Origin of the sequence: Bacteroides sp. 90-K9/2, from assembly GCF_047310725.1 — a bacterium.
Lineage (GTDB): Bacteria > Bacteroidota > Bacteroidia > Bacteroidales > Bacteroidaceae > Bacteroides > Bacteroides vicugnae.
In genome coordinates this window covers 256,898-279,844 of the sequence record NZ_JBCGVL010000004.1, presented here as the reverse complement: position 1 = coordinate 279,844, position 22,947 = coordinate 256,898, and the positions used below count along the sequence as shown (strand labels likewise).

18 protein-coding genes are annotated in these 22,947 nt (G+C 42.7%); 9 read left to right on the top strand and 9 right to left on the bottom strand.

All coding sequences use genetic code 11. From position 1 onward, the window contains the following. The first annotated feature begins 46 nt into the window (after positions 1–46). The 5 genes from AAHJ11_RS12220 (at position 47) to AAHJ11_RS12200 (ending at position 10,172) form a co-directional block, all read left to right on the top strand. The gene (locus AAHJ11_RS12220; RefSeq protein ID WP_259022079.1) at positions 47–1,900 is read left to right on the top strand and encodes a glycoside hydrolase family 13 protein; all 1,854 of its coding nucleotides are present in this window, start codon (positions 47–49) and stop codon (positions 1,898–1,900) included. 202 nt (positions 1,901–2,102) lie between these two features. Continuing rightward, positions 2,103–4,310, top strand: a complete 2,208-nt coding sequence (locus tag AAHJ11_RS12215) for a glycoside hydrolase family 97 protein (protein WP_413579574.1) — start codon at positions 2,103–2,105, stop codon at positions 4,308–4,310. Positions 4,311–4,414: 104 nt separating this feature from the next. Continuing rightward, positions 4,415–7,426 (top strand): SusC/RagA family TonB-linked outer membrane protein, encoded by a 3,012-nt coding sequence (locus AAHJ11_RS12210; RefSeq protein WP_413579572.1) that lies wholly within the window; start codon positions 4,415–4,417, stop codon positions 7,424–7,426. A gap of 11 nt (positions 7,427–7,437) precedes the next feature. After that, positions 7,438–9,033, top strand: a complete 1,596-nt coding sequence (locus AAHJ11_RS12205) for a RagB/SusD family nutrient uptake outer membrane protein (protein ID WP_148363977.1) — start codon at positions 7,438–7,440, stop codon at positions 9,031–9,033. Positions 9,034–9,050: 17 nt separating this feature from the next. After that, positions 9,051–10,172 (top strand): SusE domain-containing protein, encoded by a 1,122-nt coding sequence (locus tag AAHJ11_RS12200; RefSeq protein ID WP_413579570.1) that lies wholly within the window; start codon positions 9,051–9,053, stop codon positions 10,170–10,172. Positions 10,173–10,368: 196 nt separating this feature from the next. Here AAHJ11_RS12200 and AAHJ11_RS12195 read toward each other — a convergent pair whose 3' ends face one another. The 6 genes from AAHJ11_RS12195 to pta form a co-directional block, all read right to left on the bottom strand. Beyond that, complete coding sequence (locus AAHJ11_RS12195; protein WP_258979366.1) at positions 10,369–11,133, bottom strand: UDP-2,3-diacylglucosamine diphosphatase; 765 nt, start codon at positions 11,131–11,133, stop codon at positions 10,369–10,371. Between the two features lie 52 nt (positions 11,134–11,185). Next, positions 11,186–11,497 (bottom strand): metal-sulfur cluster assembly factor, encoded by a 312-nt coding sequence (locus AAHJ11_RS12190; RefSeq protein WP_074909760.1) that lies wholly within the window; start codon positions 11,495–11,497, stop codon positions 11,186–11,188. A 169-nt stretch (positions 11,498–11,666) separates the two neighbouring features. Beyond that, positions 11,667–12,362, bottom strand: a complete 696-nt coding sequence (gene radC, locus AAHJ11_RS12185) for a RadC family protein (RefSeq protein ID WP_148363980.1) — start codon at positions 12,360–12,362, stop codon at positions 11,667–11,669. Positions 12,363–12,543: 181 nt separating this feature from the next. Beyond that, positions 12,544–13,533 carry a glycosyltransferase gene (locus AAHJ11_RS12180; RefSeq protein ID WP_148363981.1) on the bottom strand — a complete coding sequence of 330 codons (990 nt, stop codon included), beginning with the start codon at positions 13,531–13,533 and terminating at the stop codon, positions 12,544–12,546. A gap of 237 nt (positions 13,534–13,770) precedes the next feature. Next, the gene (locus AAHJ11_RS12175; RefSeq protein WP_148363982.1) at positions 13,771–14,970 is read right to left on the bottom strand and encodes an acetate kinase; all 1,200 of its coding nucleotides are present in this window, start codon (positions 14,968–14,970) and stop codon (positions 13,771–13,773) included. Positions 14,971–15,009: 39 nt separating this feature from the next. Next, positions 15,010–16,029: a phosphate acetyltransferase gene (gene pta / locus AAHJ11_RS12170; RefSeq protein WP_148363983.1), complete on the bottom strand. Its 1,020-nt coding sequence runs from the start codon at positions 16,027–16,029 to the stop codon at positions 15,010–15,012. Positions 16,030–16,227: 198 nt separating this feature from the next. Between pta and AAHJ11_RS12165 the strand changes: the two genes are divergently transcribed. The 4 genes from AAHJ11_RS12165 to AAHJ11_RS12150 are packed head-to-tail and all read left to right on the top strand — an operon-like array spanning position 16,228 to position 19,368. Continuing rightward, positions 16,228–16,671, top strand: coding sequence for a CidA/LrgA family protein (locus AAHJ11_RS12165; RefSeq protein ID WP_148363984.1), 444 nt, complete (start codon positions 16,228–16,230; stop codon positions 16,669–16,671). Beyond that, a complete protein-coding gene (locus tag AAHJ11_RS12160; RefSeq protein WP_148363985.1) occupies positions 16,668–17,363 on the top strand; it encodes an LrgB family protein in 696 nt (231 codons plus the stop codon). Before AAHJ11_RS12165 ends, AAHJ11_RS12160 begins: the two co-directional genes overlap by 4 nt. Before the next feature lie 57 nt (positions 17,364–17,420). Then, positions 17,421–18,338: a DUF2156 domain-containing protein gene (locus AAHJ11_RS12155; RefSeq protein WP_258979365.1), complete on the top strand. Its 918-nt coding sequence runs from the start codon at positions 17,421–17,423 to the stop codon at positions 18,336–18,338. A 13-nt stretch (positions 18,339–18,351) separates the two neighbouring features. Beyond that, a complete protein-coding gene (locus AAHJ11_RS12150; protein WP_217721884.1) occupies positions 18,352–19,368 on the top strand; it encodes a GNAT family N-acetyltransferase in 1,017 nt (338 codons plus the stop codon). 91 nt (positions 19,369–19,459) lie between these two features. On the opposite strand, the gene AAHJ11_RS12145 is transcribed toward AAHJ11_RS12150, so the two are convergent. From AAHJ11_RS12145 to AAHJ11_RS12135, 3 genes are read right to left on the bottom strand one after another with little or no spacing between them, the layout of a single operon-like run. Further along, positions 19,460–20,593: a glycoside hydrolase family 88 protein gene (locus tag AAHJ11_RS12145; RefSeq protein WP_258979364.1), complete on the bottom strand. Its 1,134-nt coding sequence runs from the start codon at positions 20,591–20,593 to the stop codon at positions 19,460–19,462. Positions 20,594–20,597: 4 nt separating this feature from the next. Next, entirely contained in the window at positions 20,598–21,893 is a 1,296-nt protein-coding gene (locus AAHJ11_RS12140) for a BNR repeat-containing protein (protein ID WP_258979363.1), read from the bottom strand. A gap of 9 nt (positions 21,894–21,902) precedes the next feature. Then, the gene (locus tag AAHJ11_RS12135; RefSeq protein WP_258979362.1) at positions 21,903–22,925 is read right to left on the bottom strand and encodes a glycoside hydrolase family 43 protein; all 1,023 of its coding nucleotides are present in this window, start codon (positions 22,923–22,925) and stop codon (positions 21,903–21,905) included. Between the last annotated feature and the right edge of the window lie 22 nt (positions 22,926–22,947).

Genomic DNA, 22,947 nt, shown 5'->3' with positions numbered 1-22,947 from the left:
TTTGCAACATCGGTTCGCCGAGCAAACATTTAAAATCTACGTTACCATGAAAAAGTTTTTTTTATCCGTCATCTTACTTGTATCCTTATTTAGTTGCAGCTCACTATTCGCCGCAACTGCAATAAAAAAAGTAGCCCCTGCATTCTGGTGGGCAGGAATGAAAAACCCCGAACTGCAAGTCATGCTGTATGGGGAACATATAGCTTCTGCAGAGGTCAGCATTTCTTCTAAAGACATCATGTTACAAGAAGTTGTAAAGCAGGAAAATCCGAATTACCTGCTTTTATATATGAATATTTCGGAAGCAGCCCCACAGAAATTCGAAATCATTCTGAAACAAGGAAAAAAGCAAACTGTAGTCCCCTACGAGCTTAAACAAAGAAGACCGTCAGCTTCCGAAGTGGAAGGTTTTAATTCAAGCGACGTTCTTTATCTCATTATGCCGGACCGCTTTGCCAATGGCGATGTTTCTAATGATATAATCCCCGGAATGTTGGAAGCTAAAGTAGATCGTAATGATCCTTTTGCACGTCATGGCGGTGATCTGAAAGGTATAGAGAATCAACTGGATTACATTGCCAATTTGGGAGTGACGAGTATATGGCTCAATCCGATTCAGGAAAATGATATGAAAGAAGGCTCCTATCATGGTTATGCCATTACCGATTACTATCAGGTAGACCGGCGTTTCGGAAGTAATGAGGAATTCCGCAGTCTGGTGCAACAGGCACACAACAAAGGCTTAAAAGTAGTAATGGATATGATCTTCAATCATTGCGGAGACCAAAACTATCTCTTCAAAGATATGCCTTCCAAGGATTGGTTCAACTTCAAAGGCAACTATGTACAAACGACTTTCAAGACAGCTACTCCATCAGATCCGTATGCTTCGGACTATGCGAAAAAGATTGTAGTAGACGGCTGGTTTAGCGAATGTATGCCCGATTTTAACCAACGTAACCGCCATGTAGCTACTTATCTGATACAAAGCAGTATCTGGTGGATTGAATATGCAGGTATCAATGGCATCCGCCAGGACACACATCCTTATGCAGACTTCAACATGATGTCTGACTGGTGTAAAGCGGTAACAGAAGAATATCCGAATTTCAATATTGTAGGAGAAACCTGGATAGGCAGTAACGTGCTTGTCTCTTACTGGCAAAAAGACAGTAAAGTAGCCGCTCCCCAAAATTCCTATTTGCGTACAGTGATGGATTTCCCGCTGATGGATCAGATGAATAATGCTTTCGACGAGGAAACGAACGACTGGAACGGAGGACTTTACCGGCTCTTCGACTATCTATCACAAGATATCGTCTATGCCGACCCGATGAATCTATTAATCTTTCTCGACAATCATGACACTTCCCGCTTCTACCGTTCGGAAGCTGCCACACAAAACCTCGATCGCTACAAACAGGCACTCACATTTCTGTTGACAACCCGGGGAATTCCACAAATATATTATGGAACTGAAATTCTAATGGCTGCCGACAAAGCTAATGGCGACGGTTTACTCCGCTGTGATTTTCCTGGGGGCTGGCAGAATGATACACGGAATTGCTTCGACGCAACCAACCGAACAGCACAACAATATGAAGCTTTCTCTTTCCTGCAAAAACTACTTCAATGGAGAAAAGGAAATGAAGTGATCGCCAAAGGGAAATTAAAACATTTTTCTCCTAACAAAGGTGTTTATGTATACGAACGCAAATATGGTGACCAATCAGTAGCGGTATTCCTTAACGGAAACAATCGGGAACAAACCATAAACCTGAATGAATATCAGGAAATACTACCCGCTTCATCTGCTCATAATGTGCTGACAGGAGAGACAGTCAAACTAGAAAAAGAATGGACCCTTCCAAGCCGTGGAATTTTGATTTTATCCTTCTGAACAAGTTCATAACGACTTATATTTACGGAGGTGACATTGCCAGTTAATTGACTAGGAAACAACGTATTGACATTTACACAGACTTGTATTTTTATTCTAATTCATAAAGCCGGCAAGGATAGTCTTTACATTTGCGATATTCCTAATGCAAAACACCTGAAAGCTCAAATTAATTAGCTTACAATTTAATACCATAGATAAAATGAAGAAGAATTTATTGATTATTGCCTTACTCTGTATTTCGTTCATCGCGAACGCACAACAGAAACTGACCTCACCGGATGGAAATCTGGTTATGACCTTCCAATTAAATAAAGAAGGTGCTCCCATATATGAATTGAGTTACAAAGAAAAAGCTGTCATCAAACCTAGTAAACTGGGATTGGAACTGAAAAAAGAGAATGCGACTAAGACTGATTTCGATTGGGTAGACCGCAGAGACATGGATAAACTTGATTCAAAAACAAATCTATCTGATGGGTTTGAAGTGAAAGATGCCCATACATCTACTTTCGATGAAACCTGGAAACCGGTATGGGGAGAAGAAAAGGAAATCCGCAATCATTATAATGAACTGGCAGTGACCTTATACCAACCGGTAAACGACCGCTCCATCCTGATACGTTTTCGTCTGTTCAACGACGGTCTGGGCTTCCGCTATGAGTTCCCACAGCAGAAGACATTGAACTACTTTATCATCAAGGATGAGCATTCACAATTTGCAATGGCAGGTGACCATACCGCTTATTGGATTCCGGGTGATTATGACACACAGGAATATGATTATACCATTTCCCGCCTGTCAGAAATCAGAGGATTGATGAAACAAGCTGTCACCCCTAATACTTCACAGACCGTATTTTCACCAACAGGTGTACAGACCGCATTGATGATGAAAACCGACGATGGTTTATACATCAACCTTCATGAAGCCGCTTTGGTTGATTACTCCTGCATGAACCTGAACCTCGACGATAAAAATATGATATTCGAGTCATGGCTGACTCCGGATGCCAAAGGAGATAAAGGTTATATGCAAACTCCTTGCAATACTCCATGGCGTACGGTGATTGTCAGCGACGATGCCCGCAATATCCTTGCCTCACGTATTACCCTTAACCTGAACGAACCTTGCAAACTGGAAGATACTTCATGGATAAAACCTGTGAAATATATCGGCGTATGGTGGGACATGATTACCGGAAAAGGTTCATGGGCTTATACCGACGAACTGACCAGCGTGAAACTTGGCGAAACTGATTATTCTAAAACAAAACCGAACGGCAAACATTCCGCCAATACAGCCAATGTAAAACGTTATATAGATTTCGCAGCTGCTCACGGATTCGACGCAGTGTTAGTGGAAGGATGGAATGAAGGATGGGAAGACTGGTTCGGCAACAGTAAAGACTACGTATTTGATTTCGTAACTCCGTATCCTGATTTCGATGTACAGGAAATACATCGCTATGCAGCAGGTAAGGGTGTTAAAATGATGATGCACCATGAAACTTCCGCTTCTGTACGCAACTACGAACGCCACATGGATCAGGCTTATCAGTTCATGGCAGATAACGGATACAACTCTGTAAAGAGTGGTTATGTAGGCAATATTATTCCTCGTGGAGAACACCATTACGGTCAATGGATGAACAACCACTACCTGTATGCAGTAAAGAAAGCCGCCGACTATAAAATCATGGTCAATGCACATGAAGCAACCCGGCCGACAGGTATTTGCCGCACTTATCCCAACTTAATCGGCAACGAATCGGCACGCGGTACAGAGTATGAATCATTCGGAGGGAACAAGGTATATCATACCACTATCCTGCCTTTCACACGATTAATTGGCGGTCCGATGGATTATACTCCAGGTATCTTCGAAACTCACTGCAATAAAATGAATCCTGCCAATAATTCTCAGGTACGTTCTACCATCGCCCGCCAGCTAGCTTTATACGTGACGATGTACAGTCCTTTACAAATGGCTGCCGATGTCCCCGAAAACTACGAACGGTTTATGGATGCTTTCCAATTCATCAAAGATGTAGCCATCGACTGGGACGAGAGCAACTATCTGGAAGCAGAGCCGGGAGAATACATCACTGTTGCCCGTAAAGCGAAAGGTACTAACGACTGGTATATCGGTTGTACAGCAGGTGAGAATGGACATACTTCTAAACTGACATTCGATTTTCTTACTCCGGGCAAGCAGTATATCGCCACCGTTTATGCAGATGCCAAAGATGCTGACTGGAAAGAGAATCCACAGGCATATACCATCCAAAAAGGTATTCTGACCAACAAGAGTAAGATGACTTTGCGTGCAGCCAACGGCGGAGGATATGCAATCAGTATCAAAGAAGTAAAAGATAAAGCAGAAGTAAAAGGATTAAAAAGGCTATAATCATATAGCCTTTAAAGAATAAATGTTTTCAATAGGCATTTTTACTAAATATTTTCAAGGATATGATAATATCACTATATTGTTAACTTTAATTTTTAGAATGCATGAAGCAAGTTAATTTCAGAATCTTTCAAGTGATTCTCCTCATATTGCCGGGGCTGTTCTTCGCATTAAGTTCCTATGCACAACAGATGGCTGTCAAAGGACATGTAAAAGACACCACGGGCGAACCGGTAATCGGTGCAAATGTGATCATCAAAGGTACTACCACTGGTACAATTACCGATTTCGACGGTAACTTTACACTGAATGCTACCAAAGATGCCATACTCTCTATTTCCTTTGTAGGTTATAAACCTGCTGAAGTGAAAGCTGCTCCTTCTGTTACTGTGACACTGCAAGATGACAGCCAATTGTTGAATGATGTCGTTGTCATTGGTTATGGTTCCGTAAAGAAGAGCGATTTGAGTGGTTCAGTTGTTGCCATCAAAGCGGAAGACATGAATCGCGGTGCTGTTACATCACCGCAGGAATTAATCCAAGGCAAAGTGCCGGGACTTTTTGTAGCTCCGGGTGATGGTAGCCCCGGAGCCGGTTCTACCATCCGTATCCGTGGAGGCGCTTCGTTGAACGCATCCAATGATCCGTTGATTGTTATTGATGGTATTCCTACTTCCAATGATGCTGCTCCGGGTACACCTAATGCACTGGCAACAATCAACCCCAATGATATTGAAACATTCACCGTTTTGAAAGATGCCTCGGCTACCGCCATCTACGGTTCGCGTGCTTCGAACGGTGTTATCATTATCACAACTAAAAAAGGTTCGCAAGGCAAGGTGAAGATTACCTATTCCGGTAGTTTCACAGCCAAAGATGTTTATCAACGTGTTCCTACTCTCAATGCCGATCAATTCCGCGAAGTACTAAAGAATCAGTATAGCGGGACGACACAAGAGGATGCGATCAGTCAGATCGTGAACAAGTACCCTCACCAATCTACCGACTGGCAGGACGCCATCTACCAGACAGGTTTGAGCACCGACCAGAATATCGCCATCTCCGGCAAGACAGGTATACTGCCCTATCGTGTCAGCCTAGGTTACAATAACGAACGTGGTACTCTCAAAACGTCTTCTTACGAACGTTACACCGCTGCCATCAATCTTAATCCGAAATTCTTTAAAGAGCATTTGAGTGTAGATATCAATGTAAAAGGTACGATCAACAACAATCGTTTTGCTGATTCGGGAGCCGTAGGTGCCGCTGCTTTCTTCGATCCAACCAAACCAATATACACAGACAGCGGAAATTATCACGGCTATTGGAACTGGTCGGAAGTGCCCGGTGCCGTTCAATCGGTAGCAACATTCAATCCACTATCTTTATTATATGATAGAGATAATCAGGGAAAGACAAACCGTAGCTTAGGCAACATCCAACTGGACTATAAGATTCATGGCCTGGAAGACCTGCACATGAACTTGAACATAGGTTACGACGTGGCAAAAACAACGGGACACAACTTTGTTGCACCCGGTTCTATCCAAAGCGCACAAGACACCAACTTTAAAAATCTGGGAAGCGGCAATACATGGAATAATTTGCGTCGCAACCATTTGCTGGATTTTTATCTGAACTATACCAAAGATATAAAATCAATCAAAAGCCATATTGATGTAATGGCAGGTTATTCCTGGCAACACTTCTACTATGCCAACCATGATATCACCTACTCCAACCCGACAGACGGAAGCGAGGGTGACAAAGAAGGGTATACGTATGATAAGGAAATAGGAAAATATGTTCGGGACAGCCATTATCGTATTCCTTACGAGAACTATCTTGTATCTTTCTTTGGTCGCTTGAACTACAACTTCATGGGACGTTATCTGCTCACTGCAACCCTGCGCCGGGATGGCTCTTCCCGTTTCAGCAAAAACAACCGCTGGGGCCTATTCCCGTCGGCAGCACTGGCATGGACAGTGAGCGATGAGGCATTCATGGCAGGAACAAAAAATGTTTTATCCAAACTGAAGCTTCGTTTGGGATATGGTGTCACCGGTCAGCAAGAAATCGGCGACTATCAATATCTGACCACTTATTCATTCAGTACCAACCCCAACACGACTTATCTGGGAACAACTTTACTGAAACCAAATGGCTACAGCCCCGACTTGAAATGGGAACAGACCGCGACCTATAATTTTGCCATCGACTATGGTTTCCTGAATAATCGCATCAATGGTAGCATCGAGTATTATCAGAAACATACCAAAGACCTATTGAATACTGTCAGCGCACCTGCCGGCACCAACTTCACCAATCAGATTACAGCTAACGTGGGTGAAATGAAGAATGAAGGAGTCGAATTCAATATCAATGCAATGGCTATACAAAGCAAAGATTTTACCTGGAATGTGGGCTACAACATCACTTGGAATGACAGCAAGATTACCAAACTGACGGCTACTTATAATCCCGAATATCAAGGTATCGATGCCGGAACGAATCAAAAACATCAGATCAATGAACAGCCTAACACTTTCTATCTTTTCCAACAAGTATATGATAAAGATGGAAAAGCGATCCAGAATGCTTTTGTCGACCGTGACGGCAATGGAAAAATTACAGAAGCCGACCGTTATCTGACAGGTAAAAGTCCGATGGCAAAAGTCTTTATGGGACTAAGCTCGGAATTTACTTACCGCAACTGGGACTTGGGCTTCAACCTGCGTGCCAACCTCGGAAACTATGTATTTAATTCTCTTGCTTCCGGTAACAGCACTACCTACAACTACAGTGGTAAAGGCTTCCTCGTAAACTATTACGAAGCAATCTATAAAACCGGATTCACCCAGATCAACAGTACGGAGCAGGGAGCCAGCGATTACTTCCTCGAAAATGCCTCTTTCCTGAAAATGGATAACATCACGCTGGGTTACTCCTTCAAAAAGCTCTTCACCAACCGATTGTCGGGACGTATCAGCGCTTCGGTGCAGAACGTATTTACGATTACAAAGTACAGCGGTCTGGACCCAGAAACATCAGCAGTAGACGGAAGTATGTGGCCTCGTCCCCGCACATTCACTTTAGGTATCAATCTTAACTTTTAAAACGGAATGCCATGAAAAAGAAATATTATATATTAGTTTCAATACTGACTTGCCTCACCGTTTTCAGCGGTTGCGTGGGTGATTTAGATGTACAGCCTTTAGACCCGACCGTTGTTACAGCGGAAAGAGCCTATACAGATGCAGCAAGTTATACCAAAGGATTAAATAAAATATATTCAGTTTGGGCACTTTCCGGACAGAATGGAAGTGATTCCGATATTGCCGGTTTGGATGGAGGTAACACTGTATTGATGCGCTGCTGGTGGACGATGCAGGAGCAGACCACCGACGAATGCAAGAATGCAGCGAACGAAGCCTGGTCGAGCGAAATCAATAGCCTGACCTGGAGTACCAGCAAGAATGAAATCATAGAGGGAGTGTACCAACGCTGCATGTTTGTGGTGGCACTTACCAATGAATTTATGAAGAATATAGATAATGCACCGTCAGAAATCGACCAGAAAAGCTATGCGGCGCAAGCTCGATTCAATCGTGCTTTCGCATATTACGTTCTGATGGATGCTTATGGCAGACCTCCGTTCATCACCGAACAGAATTATTCGCTCACTCCATCACAGCTTTCACGCACGGAACTGTTCAACTGGATTGAAAGCGAACTGAATACCATCAGAACCGATCTGCCTGCTACCCGTACAGAATACGGACGAGCCGACCAAACTGTAGTGGACGCATTATTGGCACGTATGTATCTGAACGCCGAAGTTTATACGGGACAGCCACGCTACACCGATTGTATCTCCGCCTGCAAACGCATCATCCCTCATTATTCCCTGGCAAGCAACTATGCCGATTTGTTTAAAGCGGACAATGGAGAGAACCCGGAAACTTTGAAAGAAATTATCTATCCGGTCATTTTTGATGGCAGAAAAACTCAATCCTGGGGAATGACAGCACTGATTGTCGGCGCACGCAAAGAAGCAGGCGGTGGTGTTCGCGAAGGATGGAGTGTGTTCCGAGGCACACAGAATTTAGTGGGACTGTTTAGTTTTGAAGACAACACAACTCCTAAGCCGGAAGAAATTCTGGATAAACGAGGCATCTTCGATGACTATAACGGTAAATGTAACTATCAGATAACAACCGGAGTAGTAGGTAATTTTGATACCGAAGGCTGGGGAGTCATCAAATATACGAACCTCACCAGTACAGGAGAGCCGGGACAGGACGTTCTGTGGGTAGATACTGATTTCCCTTTGTTCCGTCTGGGCGATGTTTACCTGATGTATGCAGAAGCAGTGGCACGTGGCGGCGAAGGCGGTGATATCAATACGGCTGTCGGATATGTAAATGAGTTACGCGACCGTGCTTATGGAGAAACCCCACATAATAAGATCGACGCAGCCTGGCTGACAGCTAACAACTATCAGAATATCTTGGACGAAAGAGGCCGTGAACTTTACTGGGAAGGCGTCCGTCGCATAGACCTGATTCGTTTCGGCAAATACACATCTTCCTCCTACACGTGGCCTGCCAAAGGTGGTGTCATTACCGGAGTAGGTGTCAACGAAAGATACAATATATTCCCTATTCCTATTTCGGACATCAGCGTAAACGGATCACTGGAACAAAACGAAGGTTATAAATAATAAAATGACTTACAGATATGAAAATAGTAAAATATATATCAGCAATCTGCCTATCACTATTGATATTCAGTGCTTGCGAGAGCGACCTGGACAAAGTGTATTACAATGAGAGCGAAGTGACTCCTGCCGTATTGTCCGGCATTGCCGACACTTATGTATTGGACGCGAATAAAGCCCAGACTATTGCGATAAAATGGACCAATCCACAAGCCGGATATACAGCCCAGATTACCAATTCTTTGCAAATGGCCTTGAAAGGCAAGGATTTTGAAAATGCAATAACCTTGTACTCCTCTACAGAAGAGGGGTCTTATGACATCACTACACTGGATTTGAACAGTAAAATAATGACGCTGTTCAAATCTTATGAAATGGAAGTCACCGTAGAACCTTATGATTTTGAATTCCGTATCGCCTCTTCTATCTCAGATGCTGTCGATTCCTTCTATTCAAACATAGAGTCCGCCCAGATCACTCCGTTTATCGGCGAACCCGAATATCCGAAAGTATACCTACCGGGAGCCTACTGCGACTGGGGAAATCCGGATGATTCGTTCAAGCAATGCCAATTACTGTTCTCTGCCAATGATGATGGCATCTATGAAGGATGGGTAGTCTTTGGCAATCAGGCAAAAGACGGCTGGAAGATTTCTCCTGAAGCATCCTGGAAAACGAGTTGGGGAACAGATGATGTCACCGAAAAGAATCCTGCTTCCATCACGCTGGCTACCAGTACGGGTAATATTGCCTGCTATGATAAGTATTCTTACAAATTCTCTTTTAATAAGGCGACTCTGGAACTTTCTACGAAAGCATCAGCCGATGCATGGGGAATTGCAGGTACACATAACGATTGGGGAAATGCAGCTGCGGACACTCCTATGACTTTAGCTTTTGAATCGGAGGCTTCAGGCAACAGAGCCTATTACTTAACTGCCACATTGGACCTAAAAGCCGATAACGCATGGAAAATCCGCGCAGATAACAAATGGACGAATTCATTCGGTACCAATGATGTTGAAGGAGAATTTGAAGAAGCGGGCAGCGATAATAATTTTAAAGTAAGCGAGAATGGCACTTATACCATTAAACTATACTTTAATAAAGCAAAAGCCAAGTTGATCGTAACGAAAAAATAAGTTTTTCATTAGGAATTACGCTGGTTAATACAGATTCAGTAGGGATATTTACTGAATATCTTTACTGAAAGATAAAATCAAAAGCAACTAAATCGCAATGAATTAGTTGCCTTTGATTTTAATATTTAGAGAATATCCCTGTTATATTGCAAATAAATAAGTTACAATCCAATCTATGTAATTGGTAGTATAATAATCAAGCTTGCGTTTCTCCTTCGATATACTCTTCCAAAAAGAGATTCTCTCCGTCGAATACGGCATAAGAGAAGAAGTTAATCCAGTCTCCCAAAATCAGTACGCGGGAGGTTGCACTCAACATCAGATCCAATTCAATGTGACGATGCCCGTAGATAAAGAAATTGATATTAGGATGGCTTCTCAGATACTCCTTTGTATATAGTACCAAATGTTCTTTATTTTCTCCCATGTAATCCGGTTCTTTTCCATCAACCCGTTTCTGTCGGCTACGCTTTGCCCACGTCAGTCCCAATTCCACACTCCACCGGGGATGGATGGCTGAAAACATCGTTTGCAAAGTTTTACTATGAAACATCTGCCGGAGTAATTTGAACTTCTTATCCGGATCACCCAGTCCGTCACCATGAGCAAGATAAAATTCTTTCCCATAGATTTCTGTAGTCAACGGTTCACGGTGCATAATGACACCACATTCTTTCGTAAGATAATCCCCACACCAGATATCGTGGTTACCAATAAAGTAGTGAATTTCCACTCCCATATCCGTCAGCTCGGAGATTTTCCCCAAAAACCGGGTATAGCCTTTAGGAACCACCAACCGGAATTCATACCAGAAGTCGAACATATCTCCCAACAGATAAATGGCAGAAGCTTTATGCTTTATACTGTCGAGAAAGTTCACAAGGCGTCGTTCCTGGGTGCGTCCATGTTCTATGGCACGAGACCCCAGATGCGCATCGGAAAGGAAATAAACATTCTTCATGAGTTTTGAGTTGTTAGTTATAAGAGATTGATTATGAAGCTATCACTCGTAACTAAAGAAAGCCCAGTTCAAGTTTTGCTTCCTCGCTCATCATATCTTTATCCCACTCGGGTTCAAACACTAGATTAATGGTGGCTGCAGTCACCCCCTCCACCGATTCCACTTTCTGACGGATATCCTCCATTATAAAATCAGCTGCCGGACAATTAGGGGCGGTGAGTGTCATATCAAGTACTACTTCCCCATTATCAGAAACATCTATCTTATAAATCAGTCCAAGATCGTATACATTCACCGGGATTTCCGGGTCGTACACCGTTTTTAGCATGGCTACAATCTTTTCTTCTATTTCAATCTTTTCCATACGTCCTCTTATTTTTTTATATATCGCAAAGATAGAGATAAAAAATGAAACATAAAAAATTAGACACAGAATGCATATCACGTATCCAAAGAATATGCAGTTTATTCTCTACCTCCGGCTGATTAAGAAAACGTATCGGGATGGCAAATTGTTGTAGAAAGCCAAACAGTCAAAGTAATCCTTCATCTGCAAAACTAAAGAATCCTTCTTCACAAACGACCACATGATCTATCAGGCGGATATTCATTGTATCCGCTGCTTTGCGAATATGTTCCGTCAAGGTTTTATCGGGCTGACTAGGACGGATATTCCCTGAAGGATGATTATGGACCACAGCTATTTGTGTGGCTCTTTGCAACAATGCTTCCCGAAGAATGGTACGCACATCGGTGTATGTTCCATCTATCCCGCCAGTACTGATACGCACCTTATCAATCAGTTTCGTTGCCTGGTTCAACAAAAGAACCCAGAATTCTTCTTGTTCCAGATCGCACATCAGAGGTTGAAAAATATCATAGATATCTTTTGAACAGCTTATTTGAGATCTTTCTTTTATACTCTGCAGTTTCCTTCGTTTTCCAAGTTCCAATGCAGCCATCACTGTGATACTCTTCGCCGGTCCTATACCTTTAAAACGGGAATAGTCGCAGACTTCCCATTTTGCCAAGGAATTAAGATTATTATCACAAGACAGAAGCAAGCGTCGCATCAGTTCAACAGCACTCTCTTCCGTATTTCCGGAGCCGATTAATATAGCGAGTAGTTCGGCATCACTCAATGCGGCTGCTCCCTTCTCCATCATTTTCTCCCGCGGGCGGTCCTCCAGTGCCCATTGGTTGATGGATAGTTTGTGTTTACTTTCCATTTGCTATGTTTTGAAAATGTAAAGGTAGACTTATTTTATTTAATGATAGAGGTAACGGAAAACAATTTGGCTATAGCCATCTTCTTTTTTCTATGCTAAGACAAGTTGTCTGACACCCGGGTGTCAGACAACTTGTCTTTTAAACAAAAATAGGAATGGTAATAGGCAAATAAAAAATGGATTACTTATAAAAATTCTTTTGGAAAGCCTCAAACTCATCCTTCCCTCTGATACAACGCTGCCACCATGCGCGCCAAAAACCTGTACCATAGCCTATAAGCTGTATAAATGCGGCAGCAATGGAATAAACGCCAATAGACAGACTTTTATTCTGAATAGTAGAATCAATGCATACGAGCAATGCATAGAGAATGATCGGCGTGAAACTGAAGAGGCAGAAGGGGGTTCCTAATAATAGAAGCGCCACTCCCAATGTAAATACGGCTGGAAGCAAATGCACCAGTTTCAGAGAATCCGGATATTTCTTATAAAGATTAATACGGGCAATGCCGGAATTATGCACCTGCTTGAAAAATTTCTTCAAGTCAGTCCGACGTTTATGATATACCCAGGCATCAGGAAAAAGACGACAAGTGTACCCATTCTTAAAGATACGGATACTGAAATCAATATCCTCCCCAAAACGCATCTTTGAAAAACCTCCCAAAGCCTCGTACACTGCCCGGCGAACTCCCATATTAAAACTACGGGGATAGAATTTGTCCATCTTCTTTTTTCCGCCACGGATACCTCCGGTCGTGAAGAAAGAGGTCATGGAATAGTTGATTGCCTTCTGAATATCAGTGAAAGAATCGTGTGCACGGTCGGGGCCACCAAAAGCATCGGCAGGAGAAGTGGTAAGCTCCTTCTCTACCGCATCGAAGTAGCCTTCGGGAAGGATGACATCAGAATCCAATATAATAAGGTATTCTCCTTCGCTACGTTCTGCTCCGTAATTACGGGTTTGTCCCGGACCGGAATTGGGTTTAGAGAAATATTTTATATTCAACCGATCTGCATACCGGTCTACTACTCCTTTGCAGGGAATGGAAGAACCATCTTCAACAACAACAACTTCAAAATCCTTAAAGTGTTGCACTGTAAGACTTTGCAATAATTCATCCACTTCATCGGGACGATTATAAACGGGAATTATGACGGAGTAACGCATATCAAAAACGGGATATAACTATTGATATGCAAAGTAAGACAAAAAAAAGGAAACTGCTTCTCTGATTGACAAAAAATAAATGGAAGGTATTGGATGATGCATCCAAACAATAGCAACTGGCAGCAGAATAGGTGTAATTACTAAAGTTACCAAACTATAAGTACCCGGACGGACTCACATAAAAAAAGATGGACTCAAAATTGAATCCATCTTTTTTATTTCTAACTGATTAATCTGTTATTTCTTCAGGATATCCATTGTATCCGATGCGATCAACAGTTCTTCGTCTGTCGGGATCACTACCACTTTCACTTTAGAAGCAGGAGTAGAAATGATTGCTTCTTCACCGTGAACCTTAGCATTTACTTCATTATCAAGTTCGATACCCATGAATTCCATATCCTTACAAACTTCACGACGACATTCCATCTGATTTTCACCAACGCCACCTGTAAACAGGATAATATCCACACCACCCAATGCAGCAGCATAAGCGCCGATATATTTCTTGATACGGTAATAATACATCTTCTCAGCAAGGATTGCTTTCTCATTACCAGCCGCACAAGCAGCCAAGAGTTCACGCATATCGCTTGATACGCCTGAAATACCCAGTACACCGCTCTTCTTGTTCAACAGATTAGAAACACCGGTCGTATTCAAGCCTTCTTTTTCCATGATAAATGTTACTGCACCGGCATCAATATCACCGCTACGAGTCCCCATCATCAAGCCTTCCAACGGAGTCAAGCCCATCGTAGTATCCATACATTTACCATCTTTGATAGCAGCGATAGAACCACCGTTACCAATGTGGCAAGTGATAATTTTCTGTCCTACCGGATTTACACCCAGGAATTCACATACACGCTTTGACACATAACGATGAGAAGTTCCGTGGAAACCATAACGACGTACACCATACTTTTCATACAGTTCGTGAGGAATAGCATACATATAAGCATAATCCGGCATTGTCTGATGGAAAGCCGTATCAAATACACCTACCTGCGGAATGTCAGGAAGAATAGCAGAAACAGCATTCACCCCTTTCAAGTTAGCAGGATTGTGAAGTGGAGCCAAGTCATTACAAGCTGCGAAAGCTTCCAAAACTTCTTTATTCAGCAATACAGATTCGCTGAAACGCTCTCCCCCGTGTACCATACGGTGACCTACAGCATTAATCTCATCCAAAGATTTGATAGCACCATATTCGGGGTGGGTCAATGTATTCAGGATAAACTCTACTCCTATTGTATGTTCCGGAATATCTTTTTCCAAAATTTTCTTCTCACCATTCGGCAAAGTCAGTTTCAAGAATGATCCTTTCAGACCGATTTTTTCAATACCACCTTGTGCAATCACCTCTTTGGTGGTCATATCGAACAATTTATATTTAATAGATGAACTTCCGCAGTTCAATACCAGAATCTTCATGTTGTTGTCGATTTATACTTAATACTTTATATCTAATACTTATTTATTCGCTTTTGCTGCAATGGCCTGATTAGCCGTAATAGCAATCATGCGATATACATCCTCGATAGAACAACCACGAGACAAGTCGTTTACCGGACAAGCAATACCCTGAAGAATCGGGCCGACAGCATCAGCATGTCCCAGACGTTGAACTAATTTATAAGAAATATTACCAACCTCCAGACTCGGAACGATCAGCACATTTGCTTGTCCTGCAACTGGAGAACCCGGCGCCTTGCTAGCACCGACTTCCGGTACAAGAGCAGCATCAGCCTGCATTTCACCATCCAGATCAAGAGTAGGAGCCATCTCTTTCGCAATCTTAGTAGCTTCTACCACCTTATCCACTACTTCGTGTTTAGCAGAACCTTTGGTAGAGAAGCTCAACAGAGCTACTTTCGGATTTTCAATACCGGCAACAGCTTTCGCAGTTTGAGCGGTACAAACAGCAATCTGTGCCAGCTGGTTAGCATCCGGAACCGGAGTTACGGCAACATCTCCCATGACTAGAATACCGTTCTTTCCGTATTCAGGAGCATGAGTCAAAAGCAACATAGCACCAGACACGCAAGTGATTCCCGGTGCAGTCTTGATAATCTGTAAAGCAGGACGCAGTACGTTACCGGTCGTGTTGCGGGCACCGGCCAACTGACCGTCAGCATCACCGCTCTTAATCATTAAACAACCATAGAACAAAGGATCGCTCGTCAATTTGCGGGCTTCTTCGATAGTCATCCCCTTCTTTTTACGAAGTTCACACAACAACTGTGCGTATTCTTCGTGTTTCGGAGAAGTTTCAGGATCAATGATAGTAGCTTTACCGATGTTTCCCAATCCCCATTTTGTAGCAAGTTCATTAATTTCAGCCGGTTTACCCAGTAAAATTAGATCGGCTACTTCGTCTGTCAAAATCATATTGGCAGCTTTCAATGTGCGTTCTTCAGTTCCTTCCGGAAGAACAATACGTTGGCGATTTGCTTTCGCACGCGCCACGATTTGGTTGATTAAATTGAGCATAGATATATTGAATATTATTATAAAACCTCATTACAATTTGTAATTTGCGGTGCAAAAGTACTCAATTTTGCAACATCCACATTACAATTTCGCCTATTTTTCTCTTTCAAGTCTAAAATATTATAATATTTAACACTGTACTCCTATTTTTCATACCTTTGCAGCGTTTTCAAAACAAAATCAATAGGTTATTAGTATATGATACGTCAGTGCGCCATTTTATTTGGCTGTTTGGCTTTGGGTGAATTAATTGTTTATTTTACGGGTATCAAGCTCCCCTCCAGCATCATTGGCATGCTGCTGCTCACCCTCTTTTTAAAATTAGGTTGGATTAAATTACACTGGGTACAGGGGTTGTCTGACTTTCTGGTTGCTAACTTGGGATTCTTTTTCGTTCCACCCGGTGTGGCTCTTATGCTATACTTTGATGTTATTGCGGCAGAATTCTGGCCAATTGTGATAGCTACCATTGTCAGTACCGCACTTGTACTTGTCGTAACGGGATGGGTACATCAGATCGTTCGCAAGTTCAGACTGGCGCATCAGATCAAACTGGCACGCAAACTTCATCTGTCAGATTTCCATCTACCGGAGAAACTACACCTTAAAGATAAAATCAACTTAACGAATAAAGACAAATGAGTTTCTTAGAAAATAATTTCTTCCTGTTGGCTATTACCTTCGGGATTTTCTTCTTTGCCAAACTGCTTCAGAAGAAAACAGGACTGGTATTATTAAATCCTATATTGCTGACCATCGCACTATTAATCATCTTCCTTAAAATGACCCATATCTCTTATGAGACATATAATAAAGGAGGACATCTGATCGAATTCTGGCTACGCCCGGCCGTTGTGGCTTTAGGCGTACCTTTATATCTACAACTGGAAATGATAAAAAAACAGTTGTTGCCTATTCTACTGTCTCAACTGGCAGGCTGCATCGTCGGAGTTATTTCAGTAGTACTGATTGCAAAGTTCATGGGAGCTTCACAAGAAGTAATCCTGTCGCTGGCTCCAAAATCGGTTACGACTCCCATTGCGATGGAAGTAACCAAAGCCATCGGCGGTATTCCGTCACTGACGGCGGCAGTTGTTGTAGCAGTAGGTTTATTAGGCGCTATCTGTGGTTTTAAAACAATGAAAATCATGCATGTAGGCAGCCCGATCGCCCAAGGACTTTCAATGGGAACAGCCGCCCATGCCGTCGGCACCTCTACCGCAATGGATATCAGCAGCAAATACGGAGCCTATGCTAGTCTGGGACTGACGTTGAATGGAATATTCACTGCATTGCTGACACCTACAATCCTTCGATTATTAGGTGTTTTGTAAAAACAAAATCTCTTGATTTTCCGTTATATAAAGAGTTAAACGCAAAAAAGCAATCTTATGATTCCATTTAAAGATATTACATTAACAGACAGGGACACAATCACCTCATTCACGATGAAAAGTAATCGCCGCAATTGCGATCTTTCATTCTCAAATCTTTGTAGCTGGAGGTTTTTATATGATACCCAATTTGCAGTAGTCGATAATTTTCTGGTGTTCAAGTTCTGGGCAGGAGATCAGCTTGCTTATATGATGCCCGTAGGTACAGGAGATTTGAAAGCAATATTGCGGGAGCTGATAGAAGATGCCCGCAAAGAAAACCATCATTTCTGTATGTTAGGAGTGTGTAGTAATATGCGCACCGAACTTGAGACCATCCTTCCGGAACAGTTCACTTTCACAGAAGATCGCGACTATGCTGATTATATCTATTTAAGAAGCGATCTTTCGACGTTGAAAGGTAAGAAATTCCAAGCGAAAAGAAATCATATCAACCGGTTCCGCAACACTTATCCGGATTATGAGTATACACCGATTACCCCAGACCGTATTCAGGAATGCCTCGATCTGGAAGCAGAATGGTGTAAAGTGAACAATTGTGACCAACAGGAAGGAACGGGCAATGAACGCCGTGCCCTGATCTATGCACTTCATAACTTCGAAGCACTCGGGCTGACGGGTGGAATTCTTCATGTGAACGGTAAAATCGTGGCATTTACATTCGGTATGCCTATCAATCATGAAACGTTCGGTGTACATGTAGAAAAAGCGGATACCAGCATTGAGGGTGCATATGCTATGATTAATTATGAATTCGCCAACCGGATTCCTGAGCAATATATTTATATCAACCGGGAAGAGGATTTAGGTATTGAAGGTTTGCGCAAAGCCAAATTGTCTTACCAACCGGTGACGATTCTGGAGAAATACATGGCTTGCCTCAAGGAGCATCCCATGAATATGGTTAAATGGTAAACTCTTTATAAATATGATGATAAAGGAGCAAGTAAAAGCATTGTGGAAAGTCTGTTTTGACGATAGTGAAGAATTCGTCGAGATGTACTTCGGACTGCGCTACAAGACAGAGGTGAACGTCGCCATCCAAAGTGGTGATGAGGTAATCTCTGCCCTTCAGATGCTTCCTTATCCGATGACTTTTGGTGGAGAGACCGTGCAGACCTCCTATATTTCAGGAGCCTGTACGCATCCCGATTATCGAAGCAAAGGGGTCATGCGCGAGCTTTTATCACAGTCTTTCGCCCGGATGTTACGGAATGGGGTACACTTCAGCACATTGATACCGGCGGAACCCTGGTTGTTCGATTATTATGCCCGCATGGGATATGCTTCGGTATTCAAGTATTCAACTAAAGAGATCGTTTTGCCCGAGTTTATCCCTTCTAAAGAGATAGCGGTCAGTGTTGTTTCAGAATTTCAGGAGGAGGTCTATTCCTATTTGAATAAGAAGCTTTCCGAACGGCCTTGCTGTATTCAGCACACACCGGAAGACTTTCAGGTTATTATGACCGATCTTGCCATTAGCGGAGGTTATTTATTTGTAGCCAGACAGGAAAACGAAATCAAAGGAATAACCATTATATATAAAGGAGAAAAACAGATCATTATCAATGAACTTTGCGCTGATGATAAGGATGTGGAATATAGTTTATTGTATGCGATCAGGCAGCACACCGGATGCAAGCGCATGGTTCAACTACTGCCTCCCGAAGATAAACAGCCTCAACATCCGCTAGGCATGGCACGTATCATCAATGCCAAAGAAGTGCTGCAAATCTATGCCGCAGCTTTTCCCGAAGATGAAATGCAACTGGAATTATCAGACAAACAATTGTCTGTAAATAACGGCTATTATTACCTGTGCAAAGGAAAGTGCATGTATAATACCGAGCGACTGCCCGGTGCACATATACAAATGAATATTAGCGAATTAACCAATAGAATACTTCGGCCGTTAAAGCCATATATGAGCTTGATGCTGAATTAAATTTTAGGCACGGATTACACGGATTACGCTGTTGACTTATATTAAGACATGCCTCTAAGAGCTGTGAAATCCGTGTAATCCGTGCCTGTATTTATTTATTCAAATAACGAACCCGTTCGCAGGCTGCCAATAGAAACGCACCTACTCCAAAATTCGAAGTGGAGTTTGCGTCTACCACCTGACCGGGTATCGCTTTCTCACCAATCGGTTGCACATATCCAATCTTGCCATCAGGCTGCAAAGCAACTGTTGAAAGATATTTCCATGCTTTTTCAACCACCGGCTGATATTCTGCAGCATCCAGGAAACCGTTATTGATTCCCCATTGTAAACCATAGGTAAAGAAAGCCGTTCCACTGGTTTCCGGTCCCGGTGCATGCAGCGGGTCGAGCATACTGCGTGTCCAGTAGCCTTCCGGCTGTTGACAAGCAGCAACCGACTTAGCCAGGGTACGGAAACGGTCTATATATTCCGGACGATACTTATCTGTTTCAGGAAGTTCTTTCAAGACTTTTGCCAATCCGGCCAATACCCAGCCGTCTCCACGTGCCCAAAAATCCTTTTTGCCGTTCACACTTTTATGTTTAGGAAACACGTATTTTCCATCCCGATAATAGAGTCCGGCCTCTTCATCATACATAATACTATCAGCATAGGCGAGGTATTCATGCAATTTCTCCAAATAGAGCGGATTCTTAGTTATATTATACATCTTTGTCATGACCGGCATGACCATATACAAGCCATCTGCCCACCACCAATAATCATGATTGGGGGTACTCATCTGATATTCCATCACTTCGCGGGCACGGGCTATTTTCTGTGTATCCGGTTCCAGATTATAGAGATCGGCATACGTCTGGAAACAAATCTGATAGTCACCGAAAAGCACATAATCATCACTTTCACCGTAACTGTACTTCCAGTTTTCCTTATGATCTGATTTTGCCCCTTTCCATTCATTATGTTCCGCCCAGGCTTTCGAGTATTCCAAATAGTCCGGCTGCTTAGTCAAAAAATAAGCTTCCATATTTCCGGTGTGATAGGCGGCATTATCCCAAAAAGAACGTCCGTGTTCCGGATGATTCGTCTGCCAATAATGATTCACTTTATGAATGGTGTTTATCACTTCTTCAGCAGAAGCATCCTTCTTATCCGTACAACTTGCACAGATTGCACCGCCTAGAAAGAGTGCAGAAAAAAGAGTTGCATATCGTTTCTTCATACCTTTATTTATTTGTATCCATATTCGTTTCCAATACATATATCATTTGAGGCTCAATTTCCGCTGTGCGTTCACCATCTCCCTGACGGGTGTGTTGTACAAAGAGATGCAGTTTCCGCTGCTTTTTCCAAAGTTCCGTATCATGAGAGGGTTCCCAAGCATCCACGGAAAAATCCGTCAGATCCGTTATCGTCCACTTACTCGTACCCACATCATTCGCATATGCCATCGACACACGACTTCCCCGTTCTTCGTCACGGAAAATATAAAAGACTTCTCCACCTTCTACCACAATACGCGGACGGGCAATAGGGATCATTTTCGTACCTCCACCCTTCAAGGTAAAAGGTGTCTGGCGATCGGTTATCTGCCGTTGATGCCACACCTTCCCGTCATTCCAGACGATGCGGTATTGAGGAACATCACTATCGGGTTCCCGCCAATAAGTAGCTATATACGGATTTCCTCCCGCATCAGCACTCATACTCGTCTGATTAATCAACTCACAGTTTTGAGGCAAGTGACAGGCATACTCCGCATTGGACAATTTGATCGGGAGTTCATATTGTTCTCCACTCGTCTTATACCAGGTTACCCCATTATCGAAAGAACGGGCATAACAAATATCATGGTTTGTTTCCACATGCCAGGTCTCGCGCCATACCCATGAAAGATGAATCGTCCCTTTCTCATCAACATATAACTGCCAATAGGCATTCCGTTTATTTTCCCCATCGATCAGTATATCCTGCACACGAGTCCATTTATGTTCTTTCAGCGAATAACGGTTCATTACCAGATTTCCACGCCCCGAAGAACCGGAGCGGTAAACAAACAATAAATCTCCTCCGGATAAAGGATAGAACTCCGGATAGGTGACATTTGCTTCGTCAACTCCGGTCATGGGCATTTTATCCCCCAGTTCCAAAGAACCGGGAGCAATGCTCCGGCAATAATTCAATGGATGTCCATGATGGTCAAAAGAAACGTGTATGTATCCTTCTCCATCTATCATCATACTAATTATATTATGAGCATCCTTCACATTTCCCTGATATTGGGTGCGATGTAATGTCCATTGTTCCGAATCCAGTTTCCGCTTTCCAAGTACCAGATAGCCATCGTTATCGTAATAACTGATATATTGTTCATCACCGTGTGTAACCAGCGAGTTATTCCGAAAGACCGTCGTATTGACCGAAGTACAGCTATACCCCTTTCCCACTTCAACCAGATGCTGGGAACAGGCAATAACGGGAACGAGCATTATTCCGCAAAGTAGTAGCAGTATCCGTTTCATATTTATTTTTTATTTGTCAAAGATAGATAGGTTCCATTTTTCATGCCAAGGGATCGTTATTTTCCCATCTTTTACCAACACAGGCAACCATACATAACGGGAATCTTCCAAGTCCTTCTTCTTCCAACGGTCGAACATGGCAATATATGCATCCTTCTTTCCGACAACGGGCTGGACATAAGTACTCTGGGCATAAAACGTTTTATCTGCATCCGGTCCCGTACAAGGGTTTCCGATTGTCTTCCATGTTCCCATAATAGAATCGGCTACTGCGATCTCGGCTATATTAGGATCCCAACCAGTACAACCGGAACTTAACATATAATATTTACCATTATATTTAAACACAGCCGGAGCCTCCCTCGATTCTTTTACGAAATTGCGTGTAAAACGTCCGCTCGGTTTCAGATAATCATCAGTCAGAAGGCTGATATACATCGTTTCATTATTTTCTGAAGAATAAAACTGATAAGCACGTCTATCATCATCCACAAAAACAGTCTGATCGCGGCTCATCGCATTATTCGGACGAAAGCTTCCCTGATAAACGAACGGACCGACAGGAGAATCGGAAACTGCCACTCCGGCACAAGCCTTACTGTAATCAGCACTTTCCACATGGGCCCACATTACAAATTTGCCCGTTTTCTTATTATAAACCACTTTCGGACGTTCCAATACTTTGGAGGGGTGCAGGTCATGATTTGGATCGTCTTTAACTGCCGGAAGTACAATACCCTCAAATTTCCAATTCAGCAAATCTTTAGAAGAGTAACAACCTACTCCGGTCACATCCGTACGATAACACTCCCACGTAGCCCAGTCAGGCAAAATGGTTTTCCCTTTCTTGTATTCGCCATACCAATAGTAAGTGCCGTTATGATATAGAAGTCCACCACCATGGGCATTGATCGGATTCCCGTCCGTATCTTTCCAAACTTCTCTGGGGATAAATGCAGCGTTTTTCTGAGCTTGTACCGGCATCGGCAGCAAGCCAAGACAAACTACAATAAATAATAATAGTCTAGTCATATATAAATCTTTATTAGTTAGT